10 protein-coding genes are annotated in these 22,964 nt (G+C 70.4%); 3 read left to right on the top strand and 7 right to left on the bottom strand.

Annotation, left to right across the window (positions count from 1 at the left end; all coding sequences use genetic code 11):
* Positions 1–432: 432 nt before the first annotated feature.
* A complete protein-coding gene (locus JOF29_RS28200; RefSeq protein ID WP_209697445.1) occupies positions 433–1,047 on the bottom strand; it encodes a flavin reductase family protein in 615 nt (204 codons plus the stop codon).
* Between the two features lie 66 nt (positions 1,048–1,113).
* Between JOF29_RS28200 and JOF29_RS28195 the strand changes: the two genes are divergently transcribed.
* Together JOF29_RS28195 and JOF29_RS28190 are read left to right on the top strand one after the other, a co-directional pair.
* Entirely contained in the window at positions 1,114–1,791 is a 678-nt protein-coding gene (locus JOF29_RS28195) for an ArsR/SmtB family transcription factor (RefSeq protein ID WP_209697444.1), read from the top strand.
* Positions 1,792–1,854: 63 nt separating this feature from the next.
* The gene (locus tag JOF29_RS28190; protein WP_209697443.1) at positions 1,855–2,094 is read left to right on the top strand and encodes a hypothetical protein; all 240 of its coding nucleotides are present in this window, start codon (positions 1,855–1,857) and stop codon (positions 2,092–2,094) included.
* 337 nt (positions 2,095–2,431) lie between these two features.
* Here JOF29_RS28190 and JOF29_RS28185 read toward each other — a convergent pair whose 3' ends face one another.
* The 5 genes from JOF29_RS28185 to JOF29_RS28165 form a co-directional block, all read right to left on the bottom strand.
* Entirely contained in the window at positions 2,432–3,094 is a 663-nt protein-coding gene (locus tag JOF29_RS28185; protein ID WP_209697442.1) for an anti-sigma factor family protein, read from the bottom strand.
* Complete coding sequence (locus JOF29_RS28180) at positions 3,091–3,600, bottom strand: sigma-70 family RNA polymerase sigma factor (protein ID WP_281067438.1); 510 nt, start codon at positions 3,598–3,600, stop codon at positions 3,091–3,093. Before JOF29_RS28180 ends, JOF29_RS28185 begins: the two co-directional genes overlap by 4 nt.
* 26 nt (positions 3,601–3,626) lie before the next feature.
* A complete protein-coding gene (locus JOF29_RS28175; RefSeq protein ID WP_209697440.1) occupies positions 3,627–4,034 on the bottom strand; it encodes a DoxX family protein in 408 nt (135 codons plus the stop codon).
* A 68-nt stretch (positions 4,035–4,102) separates the two neighbouring features.
* Positions 4,103–4,936, bottom strand: a complete 834-nt coding sequence (locus JOF29_RS28170; protein ID WP_209697439.1) for a hypothetical protein — start codon at positions 4,934–4,936, stop codon at positions 4,103–4,105.
* A 63-nt stretch (positions 4,937–4,999) separates the two neighbouring features.
* Complete coding sequence (locus JOF29_RS28165) at positions 5,000–5,419, bottom strand: MarR family winged helix-turn-helix transcriptional regulator (RefSeq protein ID WP_209697438.1); 420 nt, start codon at positions 5,417–5,419, stop codon at positions 5,000–5,002.
* Positions 5,420–5,471: 52 nt separating this feature from the next.
* Between JOF29_RS28165 and JOF29_RS28160 the strand changes: the two genes are divergently transcribed.
* Positions 5,472–6,059 (top strand): TIGR03086 family metal-binding protein, encoded by a 588-nt coding sequence (locus JOF29_RS28160; protein WP_245359526.1) that lies wholly within the window; start codon positions 5,472–5,474, stop codon positions 6,057–6,059.
* Here the strand turns inward: JOF29_RS28160 and JOF29_RS28155 are convergent.
* On the bottom strand, positions 6,026–22,960 hold the full coding sequence (locus JOF29_RS28155) for a WXG100-like domain-containing protein (protein ID WP_209697436.1): 16,935 nt from the start codon (positions 22,958–22,960) through the stop codon (positions 6,026–6,028). The genes JOF29_RS28160 and JOF29_RS28155 overlap by 34 nt on opposite strands.
* Between the last annotated feature and the right edge of the window lie 4 nt (positions 22,961–22,964).

The following is a 22,964-nucleotide window of genomic DNA, read 5'->3' as shown; positions in this document are numbered from 1 at the left end:
GCCGAGTGCGTGTCACGCGCACGTTGGCGGCGAGCGCTCATTTCGGTCTGTGACCGGCGAGTGGTGAAGTGGCAGGCGGGGCGTGTGGTCAACTCCTCGCTCACGACGTCACCTCTTACCCTCCTTGACGGCGATCTGATCGAACCGGCAACCTCCTGCACATCTCCCGGATCCACACCCAGCCGTCGCCAGGTCCGCCATTCACGCTCCGGCGCGCGCCACTCGCGCGCGCCCGTCTTTACGGACAGCGCCCGCTGAGCAGTCGCTCGCGAGCGGTAGTTTGCAACTCCCGGCGCCAGCCGGGCAATCCGGCGCTAAGCCGGGGGCGGGTGGGAGCGCGCGCAGCGGGTGCAGGTGGGAGCGCGTGTAGCAGGTGTGCCTGCGTGGCAGGCGGCGGGTCGATCACATGCCACTCCACGTACCGCGTGAGGCTTACACGCCTTTGGGGCTTGGGGTTTCGGTGCGGAAGGATTCGCCTAGTTCGGGGCCTAGGGGGTAGTAGTGGCGGAAGTTGTAGATGAGGGGGGACCAGGCGGCGGGGTTGATGTGGGAGGTGCCGGGGATGACCAGGTGAGGGGCGGCGTGGACTCTCAGGACTCGGGCTTGGGCGATCAGGAAGTTGCCTTTGGCATCTAGATCGGCCTGTACGACGGTGGCCTCGAACTGGAGGGGGCACTCGGCTACCCGAGGCGGGGTGATCAGGTCGGACGGGGTGGGGGTGAGGGCGGCGGCGGTGAACTTCTGGCGGTTGTGGTGGAAGCGGGCCTGTTTGTGTGGCGGGATCGGATCGGCGGCGGTCAACGGGGCGAGGCGTTCGACGGCCTGCCACTGGTCAGGGGAGGGGTAGTTGATCACCACCTCCGGGCGGGTCCGGAGGTTGGTTGCCGTCTGGCCGCCGACGCCGACGCCGAGGACCACCACGTCGCCGAGCGCCCACGCGGACGACATCGGCGCGAGGTTGGCGGTGCCGTCCTCGTTCAGCGTGCTGAGCAGGGCGACCGGCGTTCCGACGTACAGGATGGAAGGTTCGATCGTCAGGTGGGTCATGAGGATCGACGCTAGGTACGGAACCGTTCGGCGGGGGCCTAACCGTCGGGGCGGCATGATGGCGGTATGACTGCCGAGGGTGACGAGCTGGCCGGCTGGGCGCGGATGCTGGCGGACGGGACCCGGGCGTCCGTGTGTCTGGCGTTGCTCGACGGGCGGGCGTGGACCGCGAGTGAGCTGGCCCGGCTGGCGAAGGTGTCGCGGCCGACGATCAGCGAGCACCTCAATCTGCTGGTGAACGGCGGGCTGCTGACCGAGGTACGGCAGGGCCGGCACCGGTACGTGAAGCTCGCCGGACCGGACACCGCCGAGCTGATCGAGGGGCTCGCGGCGCTGGCGCCCCGGCGTACCGAGGTCGCGAACAGCTTGTCGGCGGTGAGCAAGCGGGACGCGTTCGCGCGGGCCCGGACCTGCTACGACCACCTGGCCGGGAAGCTCGGGGTCGCGCTCGCCGACGCGATGACCGAGCGCGGCCTGATCGACTGGTCCGAAGGGATCGCGCTGACGCCGGAAGGCCAAACCTGGTTGCGGAATCTCGGCATCGAGCTCGACGTACGCCGGGGCCGCCCGGCCGTCCGGTCCTGCCTGGACGTGACCGAACGCCGCCCGCATCTGGCCGGTGCGGTCGGCGCCGCATTGTGCGCGCACGCGTTGCGGGAGGGCTGGGTCACCCACATCCCGGGCGGCCGCGCGCTGAAGGTGCACGGCGCAGTACAAGCGTTTGGACTCGAGTCCGGAGTCTGAGAAAGGTATGACGGAACACGCTTTCAAGAGGCGCCGCGACCGGATTGCCCCTAGCCTTCGGCCATGACTGAGTTCGAGCCCGGCACCGATCTGGTGTCCCGACTCCCTCTGCCCAGCCATGTCGTCGTCCGCGTGGACGGCACGTGGCGCCGCGGCTGGCTGATCGGCCGCGACAACGAGGAATCGGGATGGACCGCTCTGGTGCAGTACGAGGGCGACGACGGGAACGAGCGGACGGAACGCCTGCCGGCGGACCGGATCGCACTGCCGCCGTCGGACGGCCCGACTGAGCAAGCGTCCTAGGGAGGGTACGCAGCGCGAAGGCCCTCGGTGATCTCACCGGGGGCCTTCGTACGTAACGCTGCGGGCGCCTCATACGCATCGAGAATCCCGGCCCAGGCCCTTCGGGCGGACGACCTGGGGCGGGATCCTCAGTGGCGTTACACACGGTGTATCGCCAGTGACGAGGCGAGCGTTACAGCCGAACCGGAACTTTCTTCAGTTCGATCACGACCGTTCGATCAGGAAAGGCGGCGACCCCGGCGCACGTCCCTGAACACCGGGGTCTGGATCGACGGCCGCTCGAGCGATCCGCCGTTCGTGCCCCTTCTGTGCCCCGATCAGCCGTGTTCATTCGTGCTCAGAACCGAACCGCGAGCAACACCCGTCCGGTCTCGGAGCTGCGGATGTCCAGCGCCTGGATCTGGTCGCGCTTCAGCTTGGTGGTGGCGGCCGGTTTGACCGTGGTGCCGGGCGCGGAGGTCCAGCTCGCGATCAGCTGGACCTTCCCGGACGTGTCGGTGACGAACAGTTCGTACCCGCGGGAGCGTTCGCTCGGCGTCGCGAGTTCGTCGTACTTGCAGCTGATCTCGATCGTCGTACCCCACGGCTCCGGCACCAGCCGGGCGTCCGCGGACAGCTTGCTGGACACGGTCTGGGACAGTACGACGTAGTCGCCCTTGGGGTCGTCCTTGGTCAACGGGATCGCGACCACCGCGCCGACGACCGCCGCGGCGACCGCGATCGCGGAGGCCAGTGCGCCGTACCGGATCCGCTGCCGTCGCCGGTCGCGCTGAACGCTGCGGGTCAGACCCGGCAGCAGGTTCGGTGGCTCGGTGGTGACGGTGGCCAGCGCCCGTTCGGCCGGCAGCGCGGCCAGCATCCCGGGTACGCCGGCCAGGGACGCGACGGCGACCGAGCATTCGGCACAGTCGTGCAGATGCTCCTCGTACACGTGCCGGTCCTTCGCCGACAGCGCGCCGAGCAGGTACGCCGCGTCCCACTCACGGTACGGGTCGGTCATTGACTCGTGACCCCCTTCTCCTGCAGTGCGAGCTTGAGGGCTCGCAGCCCGTAGTGCAGCCGTGACTTCACGGTGCCCGACGGGATGTCCAGCTCCTCGGCGATGTCGGTGACCGTCCGGCGGCCGTAGTACGCGCGGACGATCACCTGCCGATGTTCCTCGGACAGCTGGGCCAGCGATTCGGCCACCAGCCAGGCGTCCAGTACGGCGTTCGCGTGGTCGGCGCTCGGGTTCTCCGGGAGGTCGTCGCTGGCGACCTCCCGGCTGACCCGGGCGCTGCGGCGGTCGTCGATGACCAGGTTGCGGGCCACCGTGAACAGCCAGGCGCGGGCGCCCGGCTCGTCCTCGGCGAGGATGTTCGGCCGCCGCCACGCCCGGAGCAGGGTCTCCTGGACGACGTCCTCGGCCAGCCGGTCGTCGCCGGTCAGCCGGACGACGAACCGCCACAGCGCGGGAGCGTGCACGTCGTGCAGCTCACGCAGCAGCGTCGCCCGGTCGTCGGCCATCGGCGCTCCTGCCCTGTCGATCATCCCTAGCGGGACGCTGTTGTCTGCACGGTCACCTTGGCCGGCCGCTCCACGGACCAGGCACCGTTGCCCAGGAAAGCGATCAGCAGGAAGGCGAAGCAGAACAGCGCCGCCTTCTCGCCACCATTCTGCACAGGCAGCAAAGCGCCCGCCTGGTGGACGCTGAAGTACGCGTACGCCATCGACCCGGAGCAGAGCAGCGCGGCGTACCGGGTGCCGAGGCCGATCATCACCAGTGCGCCGCCGGCCGTCTGGATCAGCGACGCCCACCAGGACGGCCAGACCAGCAGGCCGGCCTTCTCGACGCCGAGTACGCCGAACAGCGCCGCGGCACCGTGGCTGGCGAACAGGAATCCGACGACGATCCGGAAAACTCCTGTTACTTCTTTCTGAAAACGCTCGAGCACCTGCACAGGGCCTCACTCCTCGGGGCGGGGTTGGTGTCTGTGCCTGGTTCGAACGATTGAACGCTCTACTTGGTTCAACGCTGAGTGATTTGAAGATCACATACCGAATCGTTTGCCTTCCGGGTCGCGAGTTGGTAACCGCGGGCTGCGACGGTCAACCCGACACCCCAGACCAGGTACGCCGGGACCGCGACCCAGAAGAAGCTGTCCGGCAGCCCGAGCGCGACATCGCCGAACACCGGTTGCCCTTGGACCGCGTTGGCGATCATCTGGATCAGTCCGACCCCGAAGTACGCCGTGATGCCGCAACCGATCGCGTATCCGGGCAGCAGCAGGAGCCACCGCGGGAACCACCGCCCGAGCCGATGCACGAGCAGGAACGGCAGCAACGTCCCGGCGAGCACGAACCCGCCTTCGAAGAGCAGCAGCGACAGGCTGTTGCCGTACGGCGTCTTCTCGAAGCCGACGACCGCCTGCGCCCCGAGCCGGGTGAGGCATCCGGCGGTGGCGAGGCAGGCGCCCACGGTCGAGATCCACGGTGGCCAGGGAGTCGCCGCCGGCTGGTGCGAGCGGGCGAGCAGACCGAGCAGTACGGCGCCCGAGACCGCCCCAAGGCGACTGAGCATCCCGAGGACGTCGAACGGGATGCCGAGGCCCGGGAGTACGGCGGCGACCCCGTCGAGCAGGATGAACGCGGCCGCCGCGAGCCAGCCCGCCGCGAGTACCCACAGCAACCGCGGGCGGATCCGGATCACGGCGAGCGCGGTCACCACGCAGCCGGCCACCGCGACCCATCCCGGGATCAGCAGATCGTCGCCGGGGAGCTTCCAGGCCGGCGCATGGCTGGTCGCGTACCAGATCCGCAGGGCGCCGTACGCCGCCGCCCACACCACCACCGCTCGTCGCATACCGCCAGTCTTTCGACGGAAACCATTCCCCGGATCACCCGAGCGGGTGAACGCCCTCCATCGTCAGCGGGAGGTGTGCAGTTGCTGCAGGAGCCGGAGGAACGTCTTGCGGTCGGCCGCCGGGAGGCTGTCGAGGACCTGGAGCTCGGCGGACTGGATGTCCTTGCGGATGGCACGGCGAACGGTCCGGCCCCGCGGGGTGATCGACAGCAGCCGGACGCGCCGGTCGTCGGGGTCCGGGGTGCGCTCGATCAGGCCGGCCTGTTGCAACTCGTCGAGGGTGCCGATGATCCGGGACTTGTCCGCGCCGATCGCCGTCGCGAGTGCCGCCTGGGTCCGGACCGGGGTGTCGTCGAGCGCGGCGAGCACCGAGTAGCCCCACATCGAGACTTCGTGCCCGGCGAGGATCGGCAGCTCGATCGCGATCAGTTCCCGCACCAGCGGGTACAGCATCGCTGCCAGGTCGGGGCGCTCGCTTGCCATGCCCGAAAAGGTAACACTGGCGCAATCATATGCGAGAGCTTACGATATGCGCATGCCTACTATTGACTACCTTCCGTTGGACGCCACCGCCGTCCGGACCAGCATCGAGCTCGTCGGCACCGCGACCGCGGCCGACCTGTCCAGGCCGACGCCCTGCCGGGCCTGGACGCTCTACGGCCTGCTCGCCCACATGGCCACCCAGCACTACGGATTCGCGGCCGCCTCCCGCGGCGAGGACGACCCGGCGATCTGGAAGCTCCGCGACCTGGGCGACGACCCGGTGAAGGCGTACGCCGAGTCCGCCGAGCACGTGCTGGACGCGTTCGCGCAGCCCGGTGTGGCGGAGCGGACGTTCCCGCTCGCGGAGTTCGGCGCCGACTTCCCGGGCGCGCAGGCGATCAGCTTCCACTTCATCGACTACGTCGTGCACAGCTGGGATGTCGCGAAGTCCCTCGGTACGACGGTGTCCTTCAGCCCGGAGGTCCTCGAGGCGGCCCACACCCTGGCCCAGATCGTCCCGCCCGGCGACCTACGAGTCACTCCAGGCGCAGCGTTCGCGGTGGACATCCCGTGGTCCGGCGACGACACGCTCGACGGCATCGTCGCCTACCTCGGCCGCAACCCGTCCTGGCCGAGCTGACGCCGGCGATCGAGCATCGCCTCGTACTCGTGGCGATGCATGGTCAGGTACGCCGTACCGGGCACGACCGCGGTGTCCGGGCGGCCGGTGCGGCTGGGGTGGAGACGGGTGTACGTGAGGTGGTACCTGACGTCGACCCGCACCGTCACGACCGGGCCGCGTTCGTACATCGACGTCTCGTTCCGGCCCCCGGTGCCGTCGCTGACCTTCTCGGTGGCCTGCTCGCCGCCGGACAGGCCGAGGTCGACGACACCGCCCGGGTTCGCGGATCCGTACGATCCGGCGGCGGGCAGCAGATGCGTGCTGCTCGTCGTCAGCTGAGTGCTGTGCTGCTCCCGGTCGATCTGGGCCAGCTGGGTGTTGTCCTCGACGACCAGCAACATCCCGGACAGCTCGGCCCGGACGTGGACGGCGACCGTGCGGGACCGGTGGCCCGGCACCGGCAGCCGCACCGCCGCGTAGCCGTCAGCGGACGCGATCCGTTCGAACGCGGCCATCCGGGTCGCGGCCGACAGGACGTTCTCCAACGTTGTCTGATGCAGTGCCACGCCCGCCTGGGTGAGCATGTCCGGCCTGCCCAGCCGTTCGTGGACGGTGTCGAACAGCCCGTCCGCCGTCGTCCCCTCGGCGACCGCGCCGCGGGGTAGCGTGACCGTGCGACCGTCGGCAGGACCCTGCTCCGGCTGAGCGTTGATGATCGACGGCGGCACCAGGAACGTCAGCTCGCCGGTGAGCTTGCGGGACACCGAGTCGTCGATCTGCACGGTCAGCTCGAAACCGCGCGTCACCCGCATGGTCCGATCCCACAGCGCCCGGGTGATCCGGGTGTTCTGATCGGTGCTCGACACGCTGGTCGACGTACTGAGGTCGGTGCCGATGCCGGCCTTGTGCGGCGCCCCTTCGGTGAGCGAGCCGTCGATCTCACCGCCGTACGACGTCGTACTGGTGACGCCGCGACTCAGCTCGAGGTAGTTGTAGACCTGCAGGATCGTGAGCGCGTTCGCGTTGGGCTCCGCGGCCGGCAGCCGGTCCATCGTGAACTTGCCCGTGTAGCGCAGCGTGCTCCGCACCTTCACGCGCCGCCCGTCGGCGGTCGGGTACTCGGTGACGAACCCGCTGGGGCTGAGCAGATCGTCGATGTGCCCGTGCCAGCGCAGACCGGCCAGGTCGCCGCGCAACCCCGCGGAGAGTACTGGATCCTCGAGTGTGTACTCGTCGAGTGCGGCGAGCACCTCGCGGTACAGGTCGGACTCGGTGCCGTCCGGAGCGCGGACCGACGAGCTGTCGATCATCGCCGCGCCCATCGTGCTGTCGTAGTACTGCGGCAGCGTGATGTCGGCGCGCTGCTCGGCGAGCGCCTTCGCCTTGGGCAGCAGCTGCGCCAGCCGGGGGTTCTCCGCGCCGGTCAGCTGGTGGATCAGCGGCGCCACGTCCTGGGGACGAACCTCGAGGACGTACCGATGGATCACCGACACCGCCGTCCGCCGGTCGAGCGTCAGCTTGCCTTCACGGAGGCGGTCGATGACGTCGGCAACCTTCTGCTCCGGAAGGTCGAGCTGATCGCGGCCGTACAGCCGCAGTACGTCGGGCTCCGGCATCGTCAGCATCAGCCCGCCGTTGCCCACCGCAACCTGTTGCGGCTTCGCGCCGGCCTCCTCCAGTTCCGCGACGACCGCGAGATCGGCCCAGAACTGGTACTGCTGGCCGTTGCGGATGATCAGCCGCTCGATGCCGCCGATCTGCGTCTCGGTCCGGCTCGCCGATCCGTTCACCGAGCGGCTCCCGCTGAACGATCCGCCGTACGACGATCCGTCCGCCTCGGCCATTCCGTCGCTGAAGCCGGCCGTGACGGACCGGCCGGTCGACGTACCGGTGGTGAGGGTGGTGCTGCCGAGGGTCAGGTTGATCTCGCCGTTCACCGGGCTGCCGAAGCCGACGTACCGGAGGTTCCGCAGCGCCGAGGTGACCGTCAGCTTCGCGCGGCCCGTGGTGATGCGGCCCTGCGCGACGGCCTGTCCGGGCGTCGACGGCACCGGTGTGACGAGCAGGCCGGTCCGGTACGGCGCGACCAGCAGCTCGGGCCGCGCCGCCAGGTTGCGCGGGTTCAGGAACGCGCTGAGGTGGTGCAACGCCGAGCTGTCCGCGCGGGCGAGCTGCGGCAGGACCTTCAGCAGCCGGCCGACCGGGTCACCGATGTCGACCGCCTGGAAAGTTGCCGAGCGCAACAGCAACGGATCGACCTGGTCGGCGATCGCCGGCACCGGTGCGGTGTCGCCGGCGCAGAACTCGCTGTCGATCGAGATCCGGGCCGTTCCGTCGGCGACGGCGATCGGCGTGGACTCGTCGGTCAGGTCGGTGACGACGATCGTGTGCGGTACGTCGAAGACGGCGACCTTCGCGGTGCTCTCGGTCAGCGACACCCGGTTCACGGTGCTTCCGGTTGCCCAGCTGACGAACCGGCCGAGTGCCGACCGCCCGCGCGTCACCCCGCCGTCGGGGGTCGTTCCCACCTTCGCCTTGTTGCTGAGGCCGCCCCGGAACTGCCAGGGCAGGCTGTGCGACCAGCCGCCGGACTTGCCGGTGCTGTTCGAGCCGATGTCCAGGTTGACCACGGTCTGGCCTTCGGTCAGTCCGAGGAACTCGGCCTTCGCCGTCTCCGGGTAGATCTTGATCCGGTACGTGTGCTGCTCCGGCAGCCGGCCGGGCCGGTGCAGGTCGAGCTGGAACAGGATGCCTTCCTGGGCCGCGAGGTCGTAGCCGGTCTCCAGGCGATGACGCGACAGTTGCTCGCGGACCCGTTCGAGGTTCGCCAGCTGGCTCGCGACCAGCGCCGGGTTCTTGCCGCCGAGCTCGCCGTTCGGGATCAGCCCCTTCGTGGCCAGGTGGTCGAGGAAGTCCTTCAGCACCTTGTCGGCACCACTGAGTTCCTGGACGAGCGCAGGCCCCGCGCCCCGGATCGCCTGCATCCAGGCCGGGAGCTTGTACGCCTTCTCCTGCGGCTCGGGATCACCGCGCAGCAGCAACCGTTTGTCCTTGCCGTACTTCGGTTGCCCGTCCTCGCCCCGGACGATCGCGGCCGCCGGAACGGGAAGCCCGTAGCGGAACGCGTCGTTCTCGGGCATCCGCAGTACGGCGTCGCCCTCGGTCCTCAGCGTGAAGCTGTCGCGCTCGTCGACGCGGTGGATCGTCAGGCGATGCACCAGCCGGAGCTTCACGCCGACGGTCGGCTGGACCCGCTGCACGCTCGGGTGGATCGCCAGGTCGCCGGTGCTCGCGGTGACGTCGGACCCGGTACTGAGCCCCGCCTTGCCGCTCGCCCCGACGTCCCAGGGCGTGCCGAGCACGTCGTGGATCGCCGTACCGCCGGCCGAGATCGCGTACGACTGCCCGGCCGAGGTGGTCTGGCTTCCCGACGTACCCGAGAAGCCGACCCGGAGCCGCTCGACCTTGTGGTCCTTCGAACTGTCGCCCAGCATCGTCGTCTGCTCCCACACCACGACGGTCTCGAGCTGTGCGTACGCGACGACGCGACCGTCGGTGGTGATCGGCCGGATCAGGCCGCCCGGACGGGTGGTCTGCGCGAGCCGGCCCGGTACGTCGTCGGTGAGCATGCTCCGGAGCTGGTCGTGACCGATCCGGTCGAGCTTCTTCAGTCGTTGCCGCAGGCCAGCAATCGCCCGGTCGGCCAGGTCGTTCAGCCCGTCGACGCGGGATGCGGCATGCTCGGGCAACGCCGTACCGCGGGTGCCGCCGAGGTCCTCGATCGTCACCGTGTCCGTCGGCGCGCCGACCGTGTACGCGTGGCTGATCCCGAGGTCGAGCGTCTCTCGGCCGGCGACCACGCGCTGCTCCGACCAGGCGCCGACCGCGGACGTCCGCATCCGCCAGGTCCAGCGCGGCCGGCTCGCGCGGAACCGGAGGATCTCGCCCTGGATCACGTCGACCGCGCCGGGGAGTCCGTACTCCGTCGCGCCGCCGGTCACGCTCAGGCCGGTGTGCTTCGCGTACTCGATACTCGGCGAGACGACCGTCGACACCGCCTTCACCGGGTTGTGGTCCGGCAGTCCGGCCAGTGCGGTGCCGAGCTTCAGTGCGCCGTTCGCGCCGTACGTCGTGGTGGTCGTCGTACCGATGCTGGTGCCACCCTGCACGATCTGGCCGAGCTGACCCTCCTCGAACGTGACCGGGTGGTTCAGTACCTCCCGCAACTGGCTCGGATCGAGAACCAGCTCGAACTGGACCAGCTCGCTGACGTCCGCCTGCGGGTCGTTGCCGACTGTCAGGACCAGCCCGCCGGGCGACAGCAGCCGGCGCGTCTCCGCCCGCAGCGTGCGGTGCAGCAGCTCGGGCGTGAACCGGAACTCCTTGCCTGCTTGCGCAAGCGCGGAGTTCAGCTCGTCGGCGAGTGCGGTCAGGTGCGGGAGGTCGCCGGAGACGATCGCGGTCTGCAGCACGTCCTTCGACGGCAGACTCTCTGCGAGCCGCTGCTGATACAGCGCCTCCGCCTGCTGGGCGATCGCCAGCGTGGCGGGTGTTTTGCTGGTGCGGAACGCCTGCCACGCAAGGCGTGCCCGTTCGCCTTGGTCCGCGGCCGCCGCACAGGCTGCGGCGATCGCCGTGTGCCGGGCTTCCTTGTCCTTGTCCTTCGTTTCGGCCGCGCTCTCGGTGCGGGCGGCGGCCCGTTCGGTGAGTTCGCTGCGCTGTTGCTGGATCGCGTTGATCCGCATCCGCGCGTACGTCGGCCAGTCGATCGGGATCTGTTGCTGCTGGAGGAGGCGTGCCGGGATCGCCCGCGCCCGGTCCGCGGTCAGGCTGCGCAGGAAGTCCACACGGGCCTTCAGCGCTCGGCTGTCGGCGGACCGGGACGGCCCGCGGCGGCGTTCTGCATCGGCGACCAGGTCTGCGGCGATGTCGAGCAGGAGCTTGCCGGTCGTCGCCTGTGCCTTGATCTGCGAGAGCGAGAACGGGCCGTACCGGTTGCCGGTGGCGAGGTGGATCTTGGCGGCGATCAGGGCCGCGTCCTCGGCAGGAGCGCTCGAGGTCCAGGTGCGGTCCGAGAGGATCCGCGCGTGCACCGGGTCGTGGTGCAGCACCGAGTCGCTGACCGGACGGTCCTGCGGGCCCGCGAGCCTCAGGTGCGGGTCGACGCCGAGCTTGTGCAGCGCGTCGGCGTACTGCGACAGCGTGGTGGAGATCGCCACGAGTACGTCGGTGAGTTCGTGCAGCTCGTCGTACCCCGGCAGAAGCCGGTGCCACTCGGCGTCCAGCTTTCCGAGCTTGATCAGCAGGCGGCTGAGTTCGGCGGAGCCGCGGTCCTCACGGCGCTCGAACGCGATGAACGCGGTCAGTTCGCTGGTCGGCGCCGGCCGGGTCCGCGGTGTCTGTCCGGCGACGGCGTCCTCGATCCGGTCGACCTCGTGCGCGGCGTCGGCGGCGGTGGCGCGATCCCGGTCGAGCTCGTCGGCGGCACGCTTCTCGGCACCGCGGTCCCGCTCGGCCATGTCCGCCTTGACCCGCATCCGCCGGCGCAGGTACTTCGCGTAGAAGCTGACCGGCAGCACGACGCCGGCGAACGTGGCCTGCCAGAGGTAGAGCGGATCGAGGTGGAAGGCGTACACCATCGAGCTGGCCACGCCGATGCCGGAGGCCCCGATCGCGAACGCGCCGACGGCGTACCAGCGCCGCGGTGTCGTGGCCTCGCGGTCGGGATGCAGGACAGGAGACCACGGCGGGAGCACCGGGATCGGCACCGTCCCCTCGGATGCCTCGGCCAGCAGCGCGTCCAGCCGGGCGAGCAGCGGATCGTTGATCTCGTCCGTACAGGCCTGGACCGCGAGCCGGAGCAGGTCCAGCCAGTTGTGCATCCGGCGGTCGAACGCGTTCCGGTTAGCCTCGGCGTGGAACGCCTCGACGAGTCCGGACACGGCACCGATCGTCCCGAGCCGGGACAGCGCCTCCAGTACGGCTGTCGGCGCCGCGTCGAGCTGCTGCTGGAGGTACACGCTGGTGACGCGGTGCGCCATCGGTACCGTGCCGAGCGGCAGCTCGCGGCCGGCGAAGTACGGCTTGGCCGGGACCACGCCACGGCCGGTGTGATCCGTCGGCGCCTCGAAGTCGAAGGCCGGGACCGTGACGCCCGGCTCACCGAGTTGGTTGCCGAGGGCCCGCAACCGGACGAGCTGGTCGGCGGTACCGCGGATCTCCTCGACCAGTTGCCGCCAGCTCCGCCACTCGTAGTCACGGGTACGGCGTTCGTCGTCCAGCGTCGCCTGATGCCGGGCGAACAGGTACTGGGTGGAGCTGACGACCGCGACCGCCAGGCCGACCGTGGCGCCGACGACCACCGGCGATACGACGAACGTCATCGGGATCGCCGCGGCCGCGATCGGGATCGAACTGCGCACTGGGAACGACCACCACGGCGTGGTCAGCGCCGGCGCCTTCTTCTCCGGGACAGGCAGGTCCGCGCGCGGCACCGGGCGCGGACTGCTCGGTACGCCGGCCGCGGACAGGACCTTCTGATAGGCGGTCCGAACGGCGTTCCCGAGGACGGCGCGTTGCGGTTCGCGCGCTTGCTCGTCGAGGGCGCGGCGGTAGGTCCGGCGGTCGGACTTCACCTGCTCCTCGCGGGATTCGACGTACCGGTTGGCGATCGTGCGCACCGGGGAGAGTGCGACGGCGCCCATCAGTACCGCGGCGGCGAGACCGACCCGGCCGTTGCCCGCGAGCACCGCGGCGGACGCCATGCCGGCCGGGACGGTCTCCAAGAATCCGAGGATGAGGTCGGCGCGTAGTCCGGGCATGGACTTGGCGCCGCCGTCGACGGATCGGTTGGCCCGCTGGAGCAGGCTGGGCTCCAGGTCGGCGACCGCGGCCGCGAGGTCGTGTGGCAGCGCGGAGCGGAGGTCGTCGTGCGTCGCCACCCCGAGCGCGTGGGCCAGCTCGGAGAACTGCCGAGCCGCGGTACGACGGCGCCGTACGGACGTCGCGGTCTCGCGTTGCTGGAGCAGGCTGCGGAGACGGGCGAACGCCGCCGCGACGGACTGCCGGTCGGAGGCGTTGAGCTGGGCTGCGAACTGGCTCGGGTCCAGCTTGCCGAGCTCGGCGGCCTTGACCGGGCCGTGCCAGTTGACGAACTGCCGCAGCATCGGCTGCTCGCGGAGTACCGTCAGCCGGCTCACCGAATGACCGGGCTCGGGCGACGTGTCCGGTTGCTTCGCGAAGTGCTGGAACAGCCCGTGCACAAAGCGATCCACGGCCGGATCCTGCGCGAACGGCTGACTGGTGTCGAGCGCCGGCAGCTGCGCCGGACGGAACGCGGCCGGGTCGGTCCAGCCGTCCTCCAGCTCGTTGAGTTTCGGGGTGGCCTTCTCCACCACCCATGTGCCGATCGCGCCACGACGCAGCACGGCCGCGACGCGCTGCTGGAGAGCGGGTGGGAGGTCGCTGCCGGCTTTGCCCAGGTGGTGCAGCAGGATCCGGAGTTCCTTGCGGAAGTGGTACCGCGACTCGCCGCGTTCCACCCGGCCGACCAGGTAACCCACCTCGGCGTGCCGCGCGACCTCGGCGTGCGCGTCCGGCGTCGCGCCGTCGTGTGCCGCGACGATGCCGGCGAGCGCGTTGGTGATCGCGCGGCCGACGACCTCGTCGCGGGTCCGCGGGGACAGCGTGATCCGGGCCCAGTGCATGGACTCGGCGGTCCGTTCCCAGCGGATCGGCCCGGCGTTCGTGAAGTCGCCGGAAACGCTCAGCTCGAGGGTGAGGTCCGGCTTGCGCCAGAAGGTGATCGTGATCCGGTTCGCGTCGAGGGCGATCGCCCGTACGTCGCTGCGCACCGATCCGACCGCGGCGGCGATCTGCGGCAGCGCCTGCTCGGCGGCCGCCCAGACGGCGGCAGGGTTCTGCTTGCGACGGCCGTCGCCGCGGAAGTTGCTGCGATAGATGCTGCCGGCACCACCGCGCGGCTGATCCCGGTGCACCCGCCGGTCCCGGCCGGTTTCGTTGCCGACGGCACGCTTCACGTTGTCGAACGCTGCCTGCAGCAATTGATCGGCGAACTCCGCGTCGCCCGGCAGAGGTTCGATTCCGATCGAGTCGACGGCGTGGAAGGTGCCGTGTACGTCGACGGCCCCTTGCAGCTCGCCCGCTGGGTAGTAGCCGAGGGCATGCAACCGGCGTACGTACTCGTGCAGCTGGTAGACGGTGTCGAGCGTGACCGCCTCGGTGTGTACTGCGGGATCGACCGGCTGCACGGCGAACCCGACGTACGGCGCGCCGTCGAGCTCTGTCCTGACCAGACCGACCGGGACCGGGCCGTAGCCGGTGCGGGCGGCGACGTACGCGCGTTCCAGCTCCGCGGCTACGCGTTCACGAGCTTCCGGTGTGTCCGGGTAGAGCTGCGCGGGCGAGTGGTCCGGGGTCGCGGTGTTCCAGTCGTACGACGGAGGTTGCAGGTCTGCGCGCGGCGCTGGGGATCTGCGGGGCCGGCCGTTCGGGGTGAATGTGTGCCCGGCCGCCGCCCAGGCGATCCAGGCGTCGACGACCTCGAGCGGGTTCGCCTTCGCGAACATGTCCACGTTAGTGCCCGCGGGCAGGTCGTACGCGAGCGGGCGGACGCGGCCGACGTCGTACACCCAGAACCGGCCGTCCCGGTCGATACCGAACTGCAGGTCGCCGATCATCAGGTTGTTCGCGACGAAGAACTCGCGGATCGCGAGCAGGCTGTCGAGCGAGGCCTGCGTCGGGCGGAGCGCGTCCGGTGCGGCGAAGTCCGGGACGCTGACCCACACGTCGCGGCTGATCCGCGGGAACCGGTCGGCCACGAACACGTCCCGCCCGAACACCGTCGTGTAGTGCAGCGGAGCGATCACGTCCGCCGCTCCCGGCTTATCCAGCAGCCCTTCGAGCCGGTCGAGCTGGGTGAAGAGCGACACCTCGACCGTCGGCAGCGCGATCAGCACGACCTTGTCGTAGAACGCGAACGCCGCCTTCGACCCGCCGATCCCGAGCAGCCGGCCGAGGTGCGGCTCGACGTCTTCGATCAGTACGCCGTCCGGGTGCGCGGGCGTCCGTACCAGGTAGGTACCGTCCGGACGGAGCTCGACGGTGCCTTCGCGCTGCGGCTCCGGCTTCGGGTGCAGGACCTGCCAGCCGTTCGCCGTACGGATCGTGATGTCGACGCCCATGATGTTCGCGAGTCGCTGGGCGAGGTCGCGCGGGGCGCCGTCGAGCACGATCGACACGTCGCGGTAGAAGTCGACCATCACCGCGAGGTGGTGCGGTGCCAGGCGGGCGCCTTCGATCTCGAAGTGGTTCTCGTCCGCTGCGTCTACCAGGAACCGCTTGACGGTGCCGGTTGACAGCACCGCGGCGAGCGCCTGGTCGTCGGCGGTGCCGTTCAGGAGGTCGTCGTACGACGACTCCACCAGTCCGGCGGTGAACGCGGGCAGACCACCGCCGTCGTACTTGTTCGCTCGCGCCGGGCGGATCCGCGAGATGTTCGGCCCAGGCTGGTTGGTGCGGGTGCGGACGACGGCCGCCGAGGCGTCGTACACCGGCCGGTTCCGGCGTACGGCGCGGACCAGGGACCGGAGGATCTTGTAGAGCGGCTCGAGTTCGTTGTTGCGGCGGGCGTTGTCGAGCTGTTCGTCGGTGATGATGTGCAGCTTGCGGAAGAGGTCGCCGATGCTCGTGGTCAGCAGGCGGTTCCACGGGCGCAGGATCCGCTTCGGTACGCCGCCCTCGGCCAGCGCGGCGAGGAACTCCTCGTCGCGGATGTCGGCCGGCTCGTCCTTGTACAGGTCCTCGATCCGCGCCGACAGTTCCGGGGCGAGGCTGCGGAGCGCGTGTACCTCGGCCAGTGTCTGCGCCCGCTGCTCCGGGCTGAACAACCGCCAGCCGTAGTGCCCGACCACCTCGTGCCAGACGGTCGCTCTGACGTCGCTCGCGGTCAGGTGATCACGAGCGGACACGTAGACCACGCCAGTCCCGCCCTCCATCCGGAAGTAGCCCGGGCGCGGTCCGTCGGCGGGTCCGATCCCGTACTTCCGAACCAACGTCGGAGTGTCCACGTCGATGACGAACTTCAGCCTGATGCCACGCGGCAGCCGCAGCTCCCGCGCCACCGCCTCCACCACCCGCCGCGCACCGTCCCCCGTCATCCCGTTCGGGGTGGCCGGCGCCTCGTCGTGCAGTGGTGTCTTCGTTTGCAGTCGGGAGCGACCGGTCTGCTCCGCCTTTGCCCGGGCGTTTTCGATCGCGGCGGTCAGCAGGTTGTCGCGGACGCTGCGGGCGACGTACGAGCCCAGGCCGTGTTCCTCGATCGCGGTGGCGCGGGCCGCCGGGTCGGCCGGCAGCCGGCGGACGAACTCGAAGTCGATCGGGTGCAGAGTTCCGGTGCCGTCGACGAAGCACTGGAGGTCGAGCCGGACGTGGTAGTCCACCTCCAGCAGCCGGTGCAGGTAGTCGTCGAGCTGCCGGACGGTGTCGAACGTGACGGCCGCGCGCCACCGGTCCGTCTCCGCGATCACCCCGGGGTCGAGACTGCTGGTGCTGGTGAACCCGCCCGGCACCGGCTCCATCGCGACACCGGCGTACTCCCGCCCGCCGATCGTCGCCTTGACCAGCCCGTACAGCTCCGGCCCGTACCCGGTCAGCGCCGCACCACGCTGGCCCTCCAGCTCGGTCATGATCTGCTTGTCGTACCGCCCACTCGGCCAGAGCTTCACGGCCCACTCCCGGCCGTCCGGCCCGTCGACCAGGAACACCCCGGAGTGCTCGCCAAGCGACGCAACGGATCCGGCAACACCCCCGCTGCTCAACCTGCGCACCGTCGTCGGGAGCACCTTCAGATCCGTCGCCTCGTCCCAGGTCATCGGGTACGTCGGCTGCCCGTCCGGGAGCAGCGGCGCCCCGGCGACCACCACGTCCAACGCCGGTCCCCTGCCGAAGACCTCGCCGTACCCGAGACCGTCCCAGCTCTCGATCTCCGCCAGCAACGCCTCTGCGTCGAGCGCCCGCAGGCCCGGGCTCTCGAGCAGCGGCCGGAGCCCGTCCAGGAGTACTGCGTCGTTCGCGGTGACGCCTCCGACGATCGCGACGATCCGGCGCTGCTGATCGACGGTGAGTCCGTCGTACGCCGGGAGCTCGCGCAACCTACCGGGAACGGCGGGGTCCGGGGCCGCCACCTGCACCGGCGCCGATGCCAACTGCGGACCCGGTCCGTTCTCGACGGCCGCCGCCAGCAGCGGGCCGCGACGCTCGGCGAGGATGTCGAAGTGCCGTGCGATCCAGAATTCCCGGTAGAACGGGTCCGCCGGCAACTCTTCGACACCGGCGAGGTCGATCGGCCGGAAGTTCCCGGCGTCGTCGACGAAGTACTCCAGGTCGCGACGGATCGAGTACCCGGCGGCCAGCAGCGCCCGCCCGAACACGTCGAGCTGCTGCGCGGTCCGGAAGGTCACCCGAGAGTGCCAGTGCGCGGCCTCGGCGATCGCCTCCGCGGTGGCGTCCCGCTCCTCGGCCTCGATCAGCCCGCCCTCCATCGGCGCCATCCCGACGCCGACGTACTGCCGGTTGCCGACCGTCACGCGGACCAGCCCGTACGGCGGAGGGCCGAAGCCGGTCAGGTAGGCGCCGTACAGGCCGTCGAGCTCGGACTGGACCCGCTCCCTGTTGAAGTCGCTGTCGGCGTAGAGCTTGACGACCCAGTCACGGCCGTCCGGCCCGGTCATCGGGTAGGCGCCCGAATGCGGAGCCTCGGTGGCCAACCGGCCGGCCTTCCCGGCACTGCTCAGCCGGTCCGGCAGGGTCACGTGTACGCCGAAGTCCGCCGCGTCGGCGAAGTCCCGCGACGGACGGACGAGCGGTACCGGCGCCGGCGCGTCGGCCAGCCCGACGCCGAACAGGACGCCCTTGCCGAACACGTCCGAGTAGCCGAGTCCGTCCCAGCTCCGGATCTCCTGCATCAGCCGCTCCGGGTCGAGCGCCCGCAGCCAGGGACTTTCGAGCAACGGCCGGAGACCTTCGAGCCGGACCGGGTCGTTCGCGGTCAGGGTGCTGACGATCCCGCGGGCCTCTCCCTGCTCGGCCTGCGACAACCTCCGGTAGGCCAGCCCGTCGAGGGGCTGCGGTTGCGGTTGGGGCTGGGGCTGCTCGGGCAGCCGACGACTGCGGGCGGTGTCGTCGTGGTACTGCGGCGTACCGCCGGTCTGGGTGTCGGGTACGACGGTGTGCTGGACGCGAAGGTGCGCGAGGTTGACGGCCTGCGAGACAAGCTGACCGGTCTCGACCGCGGTGTTGTAGTTGTCCACGGCAACTTCCCGCTCGGCCGCCTGCAGGGCTTCGGCTGCGACCTTCACGGCGTCCGCGGTCTGGCTGCCCTGGCCGAGCGCGGTCGCTTTCGCGTGTGCGACCGCGGCCTCGACGTAGTCGTGGAGGGCTTGGTTCCGGACGGCGGTGGACGGCGCGTCGTGGTACGCGACGGCGGCCTCGAGCGTGGAGCCCTGGCGACGGAACAGGTCGTCGTTGTGAGACGAGTACAGGGAGGCCTCGCCGGGCGCGCCCTGGCGGCCGGCCCGGTTCAGCGCCTGGATGGTGCCGCGCGGCGAGTCCGGGTCGTGGAACCCGACACGTACCGCGAGGCCGCCGCTCTCGGCCGTCCGACCGCTCACGGTGAACACGTGCGTCGTGGCGTCGGGCCGATCGCCGTACTTGAACGCATCCGGGTGCAGCTTGATGTCGATGCCGCGACCGAGCACCTTGTTCCCGATCGTGATCATGCCCGGTTCGCCGGCCCGGTCCCAGATGGCGTCCATCTCCATCTGTACCTGCTTGGCGACAGCCGCCGGATCGTCCGACTGCTCGGCGGTCCCGTGCGCCTCGTTGTAGATCTCGGCCATCCGCTGGGCGTCGACCTTCTGGATCCGGATCCCGGCCGGGAGCTGACGTTCCTCGAGTGCCTTCTTCAGCATCCCTTCCACCATGGCGACCTCGTCGTTGTGCTCGGTGACGATCGCCTGCGGGCGGCCGGTCGACAGGTCGCCGTCCTTGGCCAGGTCCGCGATCGCCTGGTCGACCATCGCCTGGTACTTCTGCTCCACGGTCGCGAACTGCTGCGGCTTCCGGAACTCCAGCTTCGATTCGTTGAACCGCGTGATCTCGACCGCGTGGCCGATCTTGTCCTCGCCGTACAGGTCGCGGATCGCGTGTGCCGCGTCCTTCGCCGTACCGGACATGCCGCTCACGTGGTCGTAGCTGTCCAGCAGATCCCGGGTTGTCACCGCGCTGGTGTGGGACGGGTCCGCCCGTACCTCCATGTCGTGGTGCGCCTCGAGCGCCTGGGCGATGTCGGTCCAGCGCTGCTCCAGCAGGGTCTCGCGGTCGATCAGCGGTTCACCGGAGTGCTTGCTGACGATCAGGATGGTCTGCTTGCCGTTGATCTCGGCCCGGATGTAGTCGCGGTTCTCACGCAGTACCCACTGGGCCTGCGCCGCATCCTCCAGCCGCTTCACCTGGCGCTCGAACTGCCGGGACGTGATCTCGGTACCGAGCTTCTCGGCGAGCTTGTTCCGCGCGTCGCCGGTGAGCTCCGCCCGCATCCCGTCGGCCGGTACGTTCTCGGCCGGTACGTTCTCGGGCAGCGCGTTCTCGGGCAGCACGTTCTCGGGCAGCGCGTTTTCGGGCGGCAGCCCGAAGTCGGCGCGGTCGAACGTGTGGTCGGTCAACGCCCGCCTCGCGAGCATCACCTCGGCCTCGGTCCGCGCGCTCGCCTTGCCGGCGGCGCCGGAGCTGTGTGTGTAGACCTGCGCGGCGAGGTCGACCGCGACCGCGTCCACCTCGTCGACGATCACGTCCTTGCCCGGCACCCGGTGCCCGCGACCCATGCTCCACCCGAACGCGGCGACGTCACCGACGTACACGGTCGGGCGGCGCGGCTTCGGGTACCGGACGGCCGGGTCGACCTGGATGACGTCGTACCCGAGCGGTTCGAGGACGGCGCGGAGCTTGCCGTACGCCTGCGTGGCGAGGCTCCGGTTCGAGGTCATGAAGTGCACCGGGCGGTCCGCCGCGATCGTGGCCAGCGCGACGGCGGCGACCGCGGTCTTCCCCTCGCCGGCCATCATCTGCACCATCAGGTCGTCGCGCAACGCCAGCTCGGCCTGGAACTGCGTCCAGTTCAGCGCGAAACCCCAGCCGTCCTTCGTCCGGTGGATCATCTCGTGAATCGCGAGCTGCAACGCCTCGTCACGCGTCAGGTCCGGCGGCAACGCATCCTTGAGCACGTCGAGCTTGCCTTGCCCCAGCCGCCGGATCTCGGTCGGGGTCAGCCGCGAGAGCGCATAGTCGAGCTTCGCCGTCAGGTACGAAATCCGCCGAGCGTCAGCCAACAACTTCGCTTCCCGCACCGGCAACCCCACCGCCTCAGCCGCCCGTACCCTCTCCCGCACCCCCGCACACCGCTCCGCCGCCGCAGCCACCCTCCCCTCCAACTCCCGCAACCGCGCCCCCACCTTCCCGCCCAACTCCCGCGCGCCCGCCTCCCCGCCCGACTCCCGCGCGCCCTCCCCACCCAGCTCCCGCGCGTCCGCCTTGCCACCCGACTCCCGCGCGCCCGCCTCCCCACCCAGCTCCCGCGCGTCCGCCGTCTCGTCCAGCCTGCGAGCCGGCCGGTCGGCCTCGCCGTGCTTCTTCGCGTACTTGTCGCGCGCCCGCTCGGCGTCCCGCAGCTCCCTCCGCGCATCCTTCAACTCCCGGCGCGCGGCGTTGACCGCACGCTCCGCCTCCTTGGTCTCCTGCTCGCCCTTCCGAACCTCCTCATACCTCCGCCGCGCCGCCTCCGCCGCCTGCTCCCGCCGCTCCACCTCCTCCCGATGCGCCCGCCCCTCAGTCCTCTCCCGCAGCTCCAAACCCCCCTCCGCATCCCGAACCCCCCGCCCCTCACCCACATCCCGCTCATCCCGAGGAGCCCGCTCGTCCCGAGGAGCTTGCTCGTCCCGCGCGGCCTGCTGGTCCCGGCGCGCCTGCTCGTCCCGAGGAGCCTGCTCGTCCCGCGCGGCCCGCTCGTCCCGGCGTACCTGCTCATCCCGAGAGGCCTGCTCGTCGCGAGCGGCTTGCTCGTCGCGTCGCGCTCGGTTGTTGTCGGGTGAGGGTTGGTCGTCGTGCGGAGCCTGCTGGTCCCGTGGGGGCTGCTTGGTGGGCGGGCGGTTGGTGGGTGAGGGCTTGTCGGCTGGAGTGTTGTCCGGGTGGGTGCTCGGTTGCTCGGGGCGGGGTACGGCGTCAGGCTGCCGCTCCGCGGGATGCGCGACCTTCTTCCCCGGCCCACCAGCCACCGGAACAGCCTGCTTCTCCCCAACCCCCGGCCCGCCCGCGCCCTCCGGCTTGCTTCCTTCGGGTGGTTTGGTTGCTTCGGGTGGCTTGCTTGCTTCGGGCGGTTTGGTTGCTTCGGTTGGTTTGTCTGGGCCTGAGGGAGGTTTGTCGGGGGTGGAGGTTTTGGTGGTGGGGGCGGGTTTGTCGGGGGTGGGCTTGGTGGGTTGGTGGTCTGTGGTTGTGGACTTCGGGGTGGGGGTCGAGCCCTCGGAGGTGCCGGGGCGGGCGGCTGCGCGGGCGGCTGCTTCTGGGGTGGTTACTGCGGCGGCGGGTTGGGCCGTTCCGGGGGCTAGGGCGCCGGTGGATTCCGCGCGGGCGTCCGCGGTGGACTGGTGTGCCGTACCGTTGCCGGTCTGCGTAGTGCTGCTGCCGGTTTGGGCAACCCCGGTCGACGCGTCCGCGACTCCGGTGTGCGCTCCCGTCGTACCGGCTTCGGCGCCGGGTTGGACGGCTGTCTGAGGCGGGTCGTCTCGCGGTGGGTGGTCGCCGATGGTTGAGTGGGTGCGGACCTGCGCGACCTCGATCGGATCACCATGAGGCAGCGACGGACCGTGCGACCCGCCACCCGGTACCGCCGCGCCCATCACCCCGGCGCGCCACGCCTCGTCCAGCGCCTGCCCGGCGGTCGGCATGTGCCATGTGCCGAGGGCAGTCGCCGTCGGCATCGTCACCGCCAGCGTCGTAGCACCGGCCGCCCGCCGCCCGACGAACCTCGTCACCGGTCCGTTCAGCGCGGCGACGTTCGTCGTCAGCTTCTTGCCGACCCACCCCAAGCCCAGGCTCGGCACCACCGCGATCGGGATCGCGGCCACCGCGACCAGCGCGTCCTTCCGGGTCTCGTCCCAGTTCCACCCGTCCTCGTGGTGATAGTTGCCTTGGTCATCGACCACACCACGCCGCGACTGGTCGGTGAGTACGCCGTACGTCTGCGCGATGGTGTTCGGTCCGAGCCCGTACACCCCGGCCCCGACGCCCGCGAGCAGCGCGCCCCGGAAGACCTTGACCGGCGTCATCGCCAGCGCTTTCTGCGCCCGCGTCTTCAGTACGGCGAGCGCCGCCTTGATGATCCCCTTCGAACGGTTGTGGATGAAGTCCTTCAGCGCGCGCTTGAGTGCCTCGCGCATCCCGAGGCTGAGCGCCTTTCCGGCCGGGATCGCGAACATCGCGATGCCGAGCGCGACCTGCGCCCAGATCATCACCTTCGCCCGGACGATCGTGTCCGCCTGGTCCCGCAGGTACTTCGCGACCTCCTCGGCGGCCTGCGCGATCGCCTCGACCCCGCCGGACTCCGGGTTCGTCCCGTAGTCCCGGACCTGCGCGCCCAGCGCCTTCCCGGCCTCGCTGTTCCAGGCCGCCTCGACGGCGGTCGCCGCGGTGGTGCATCCGCTGGCGACGGTCTTGCGCAGCTCGGCCGCGATCGCGTCGTACTGGCGGGCGTACTCGCGCATCGCGTCCTCGTCGCCGGCCGGGTAGTCGTCGGGGTCGACGCCGACGATCGCGCCGAGGAACTCGACGATCGGATGCCAGAAGCTCATGCCG

It is taken from the genome of Kribbella aluminosa (assembly GCF_017876295.1).
Classification (GTDB): domain Bacteria; phylum Actinomycetota; class Actinomycetes; order Propionibacteriales; family Kribbellaceae; genus Kribbella; species Kribbella aluminosa.
This window is presented reverse-complemented; position numbering and strand designations above follow the sequence as displayed.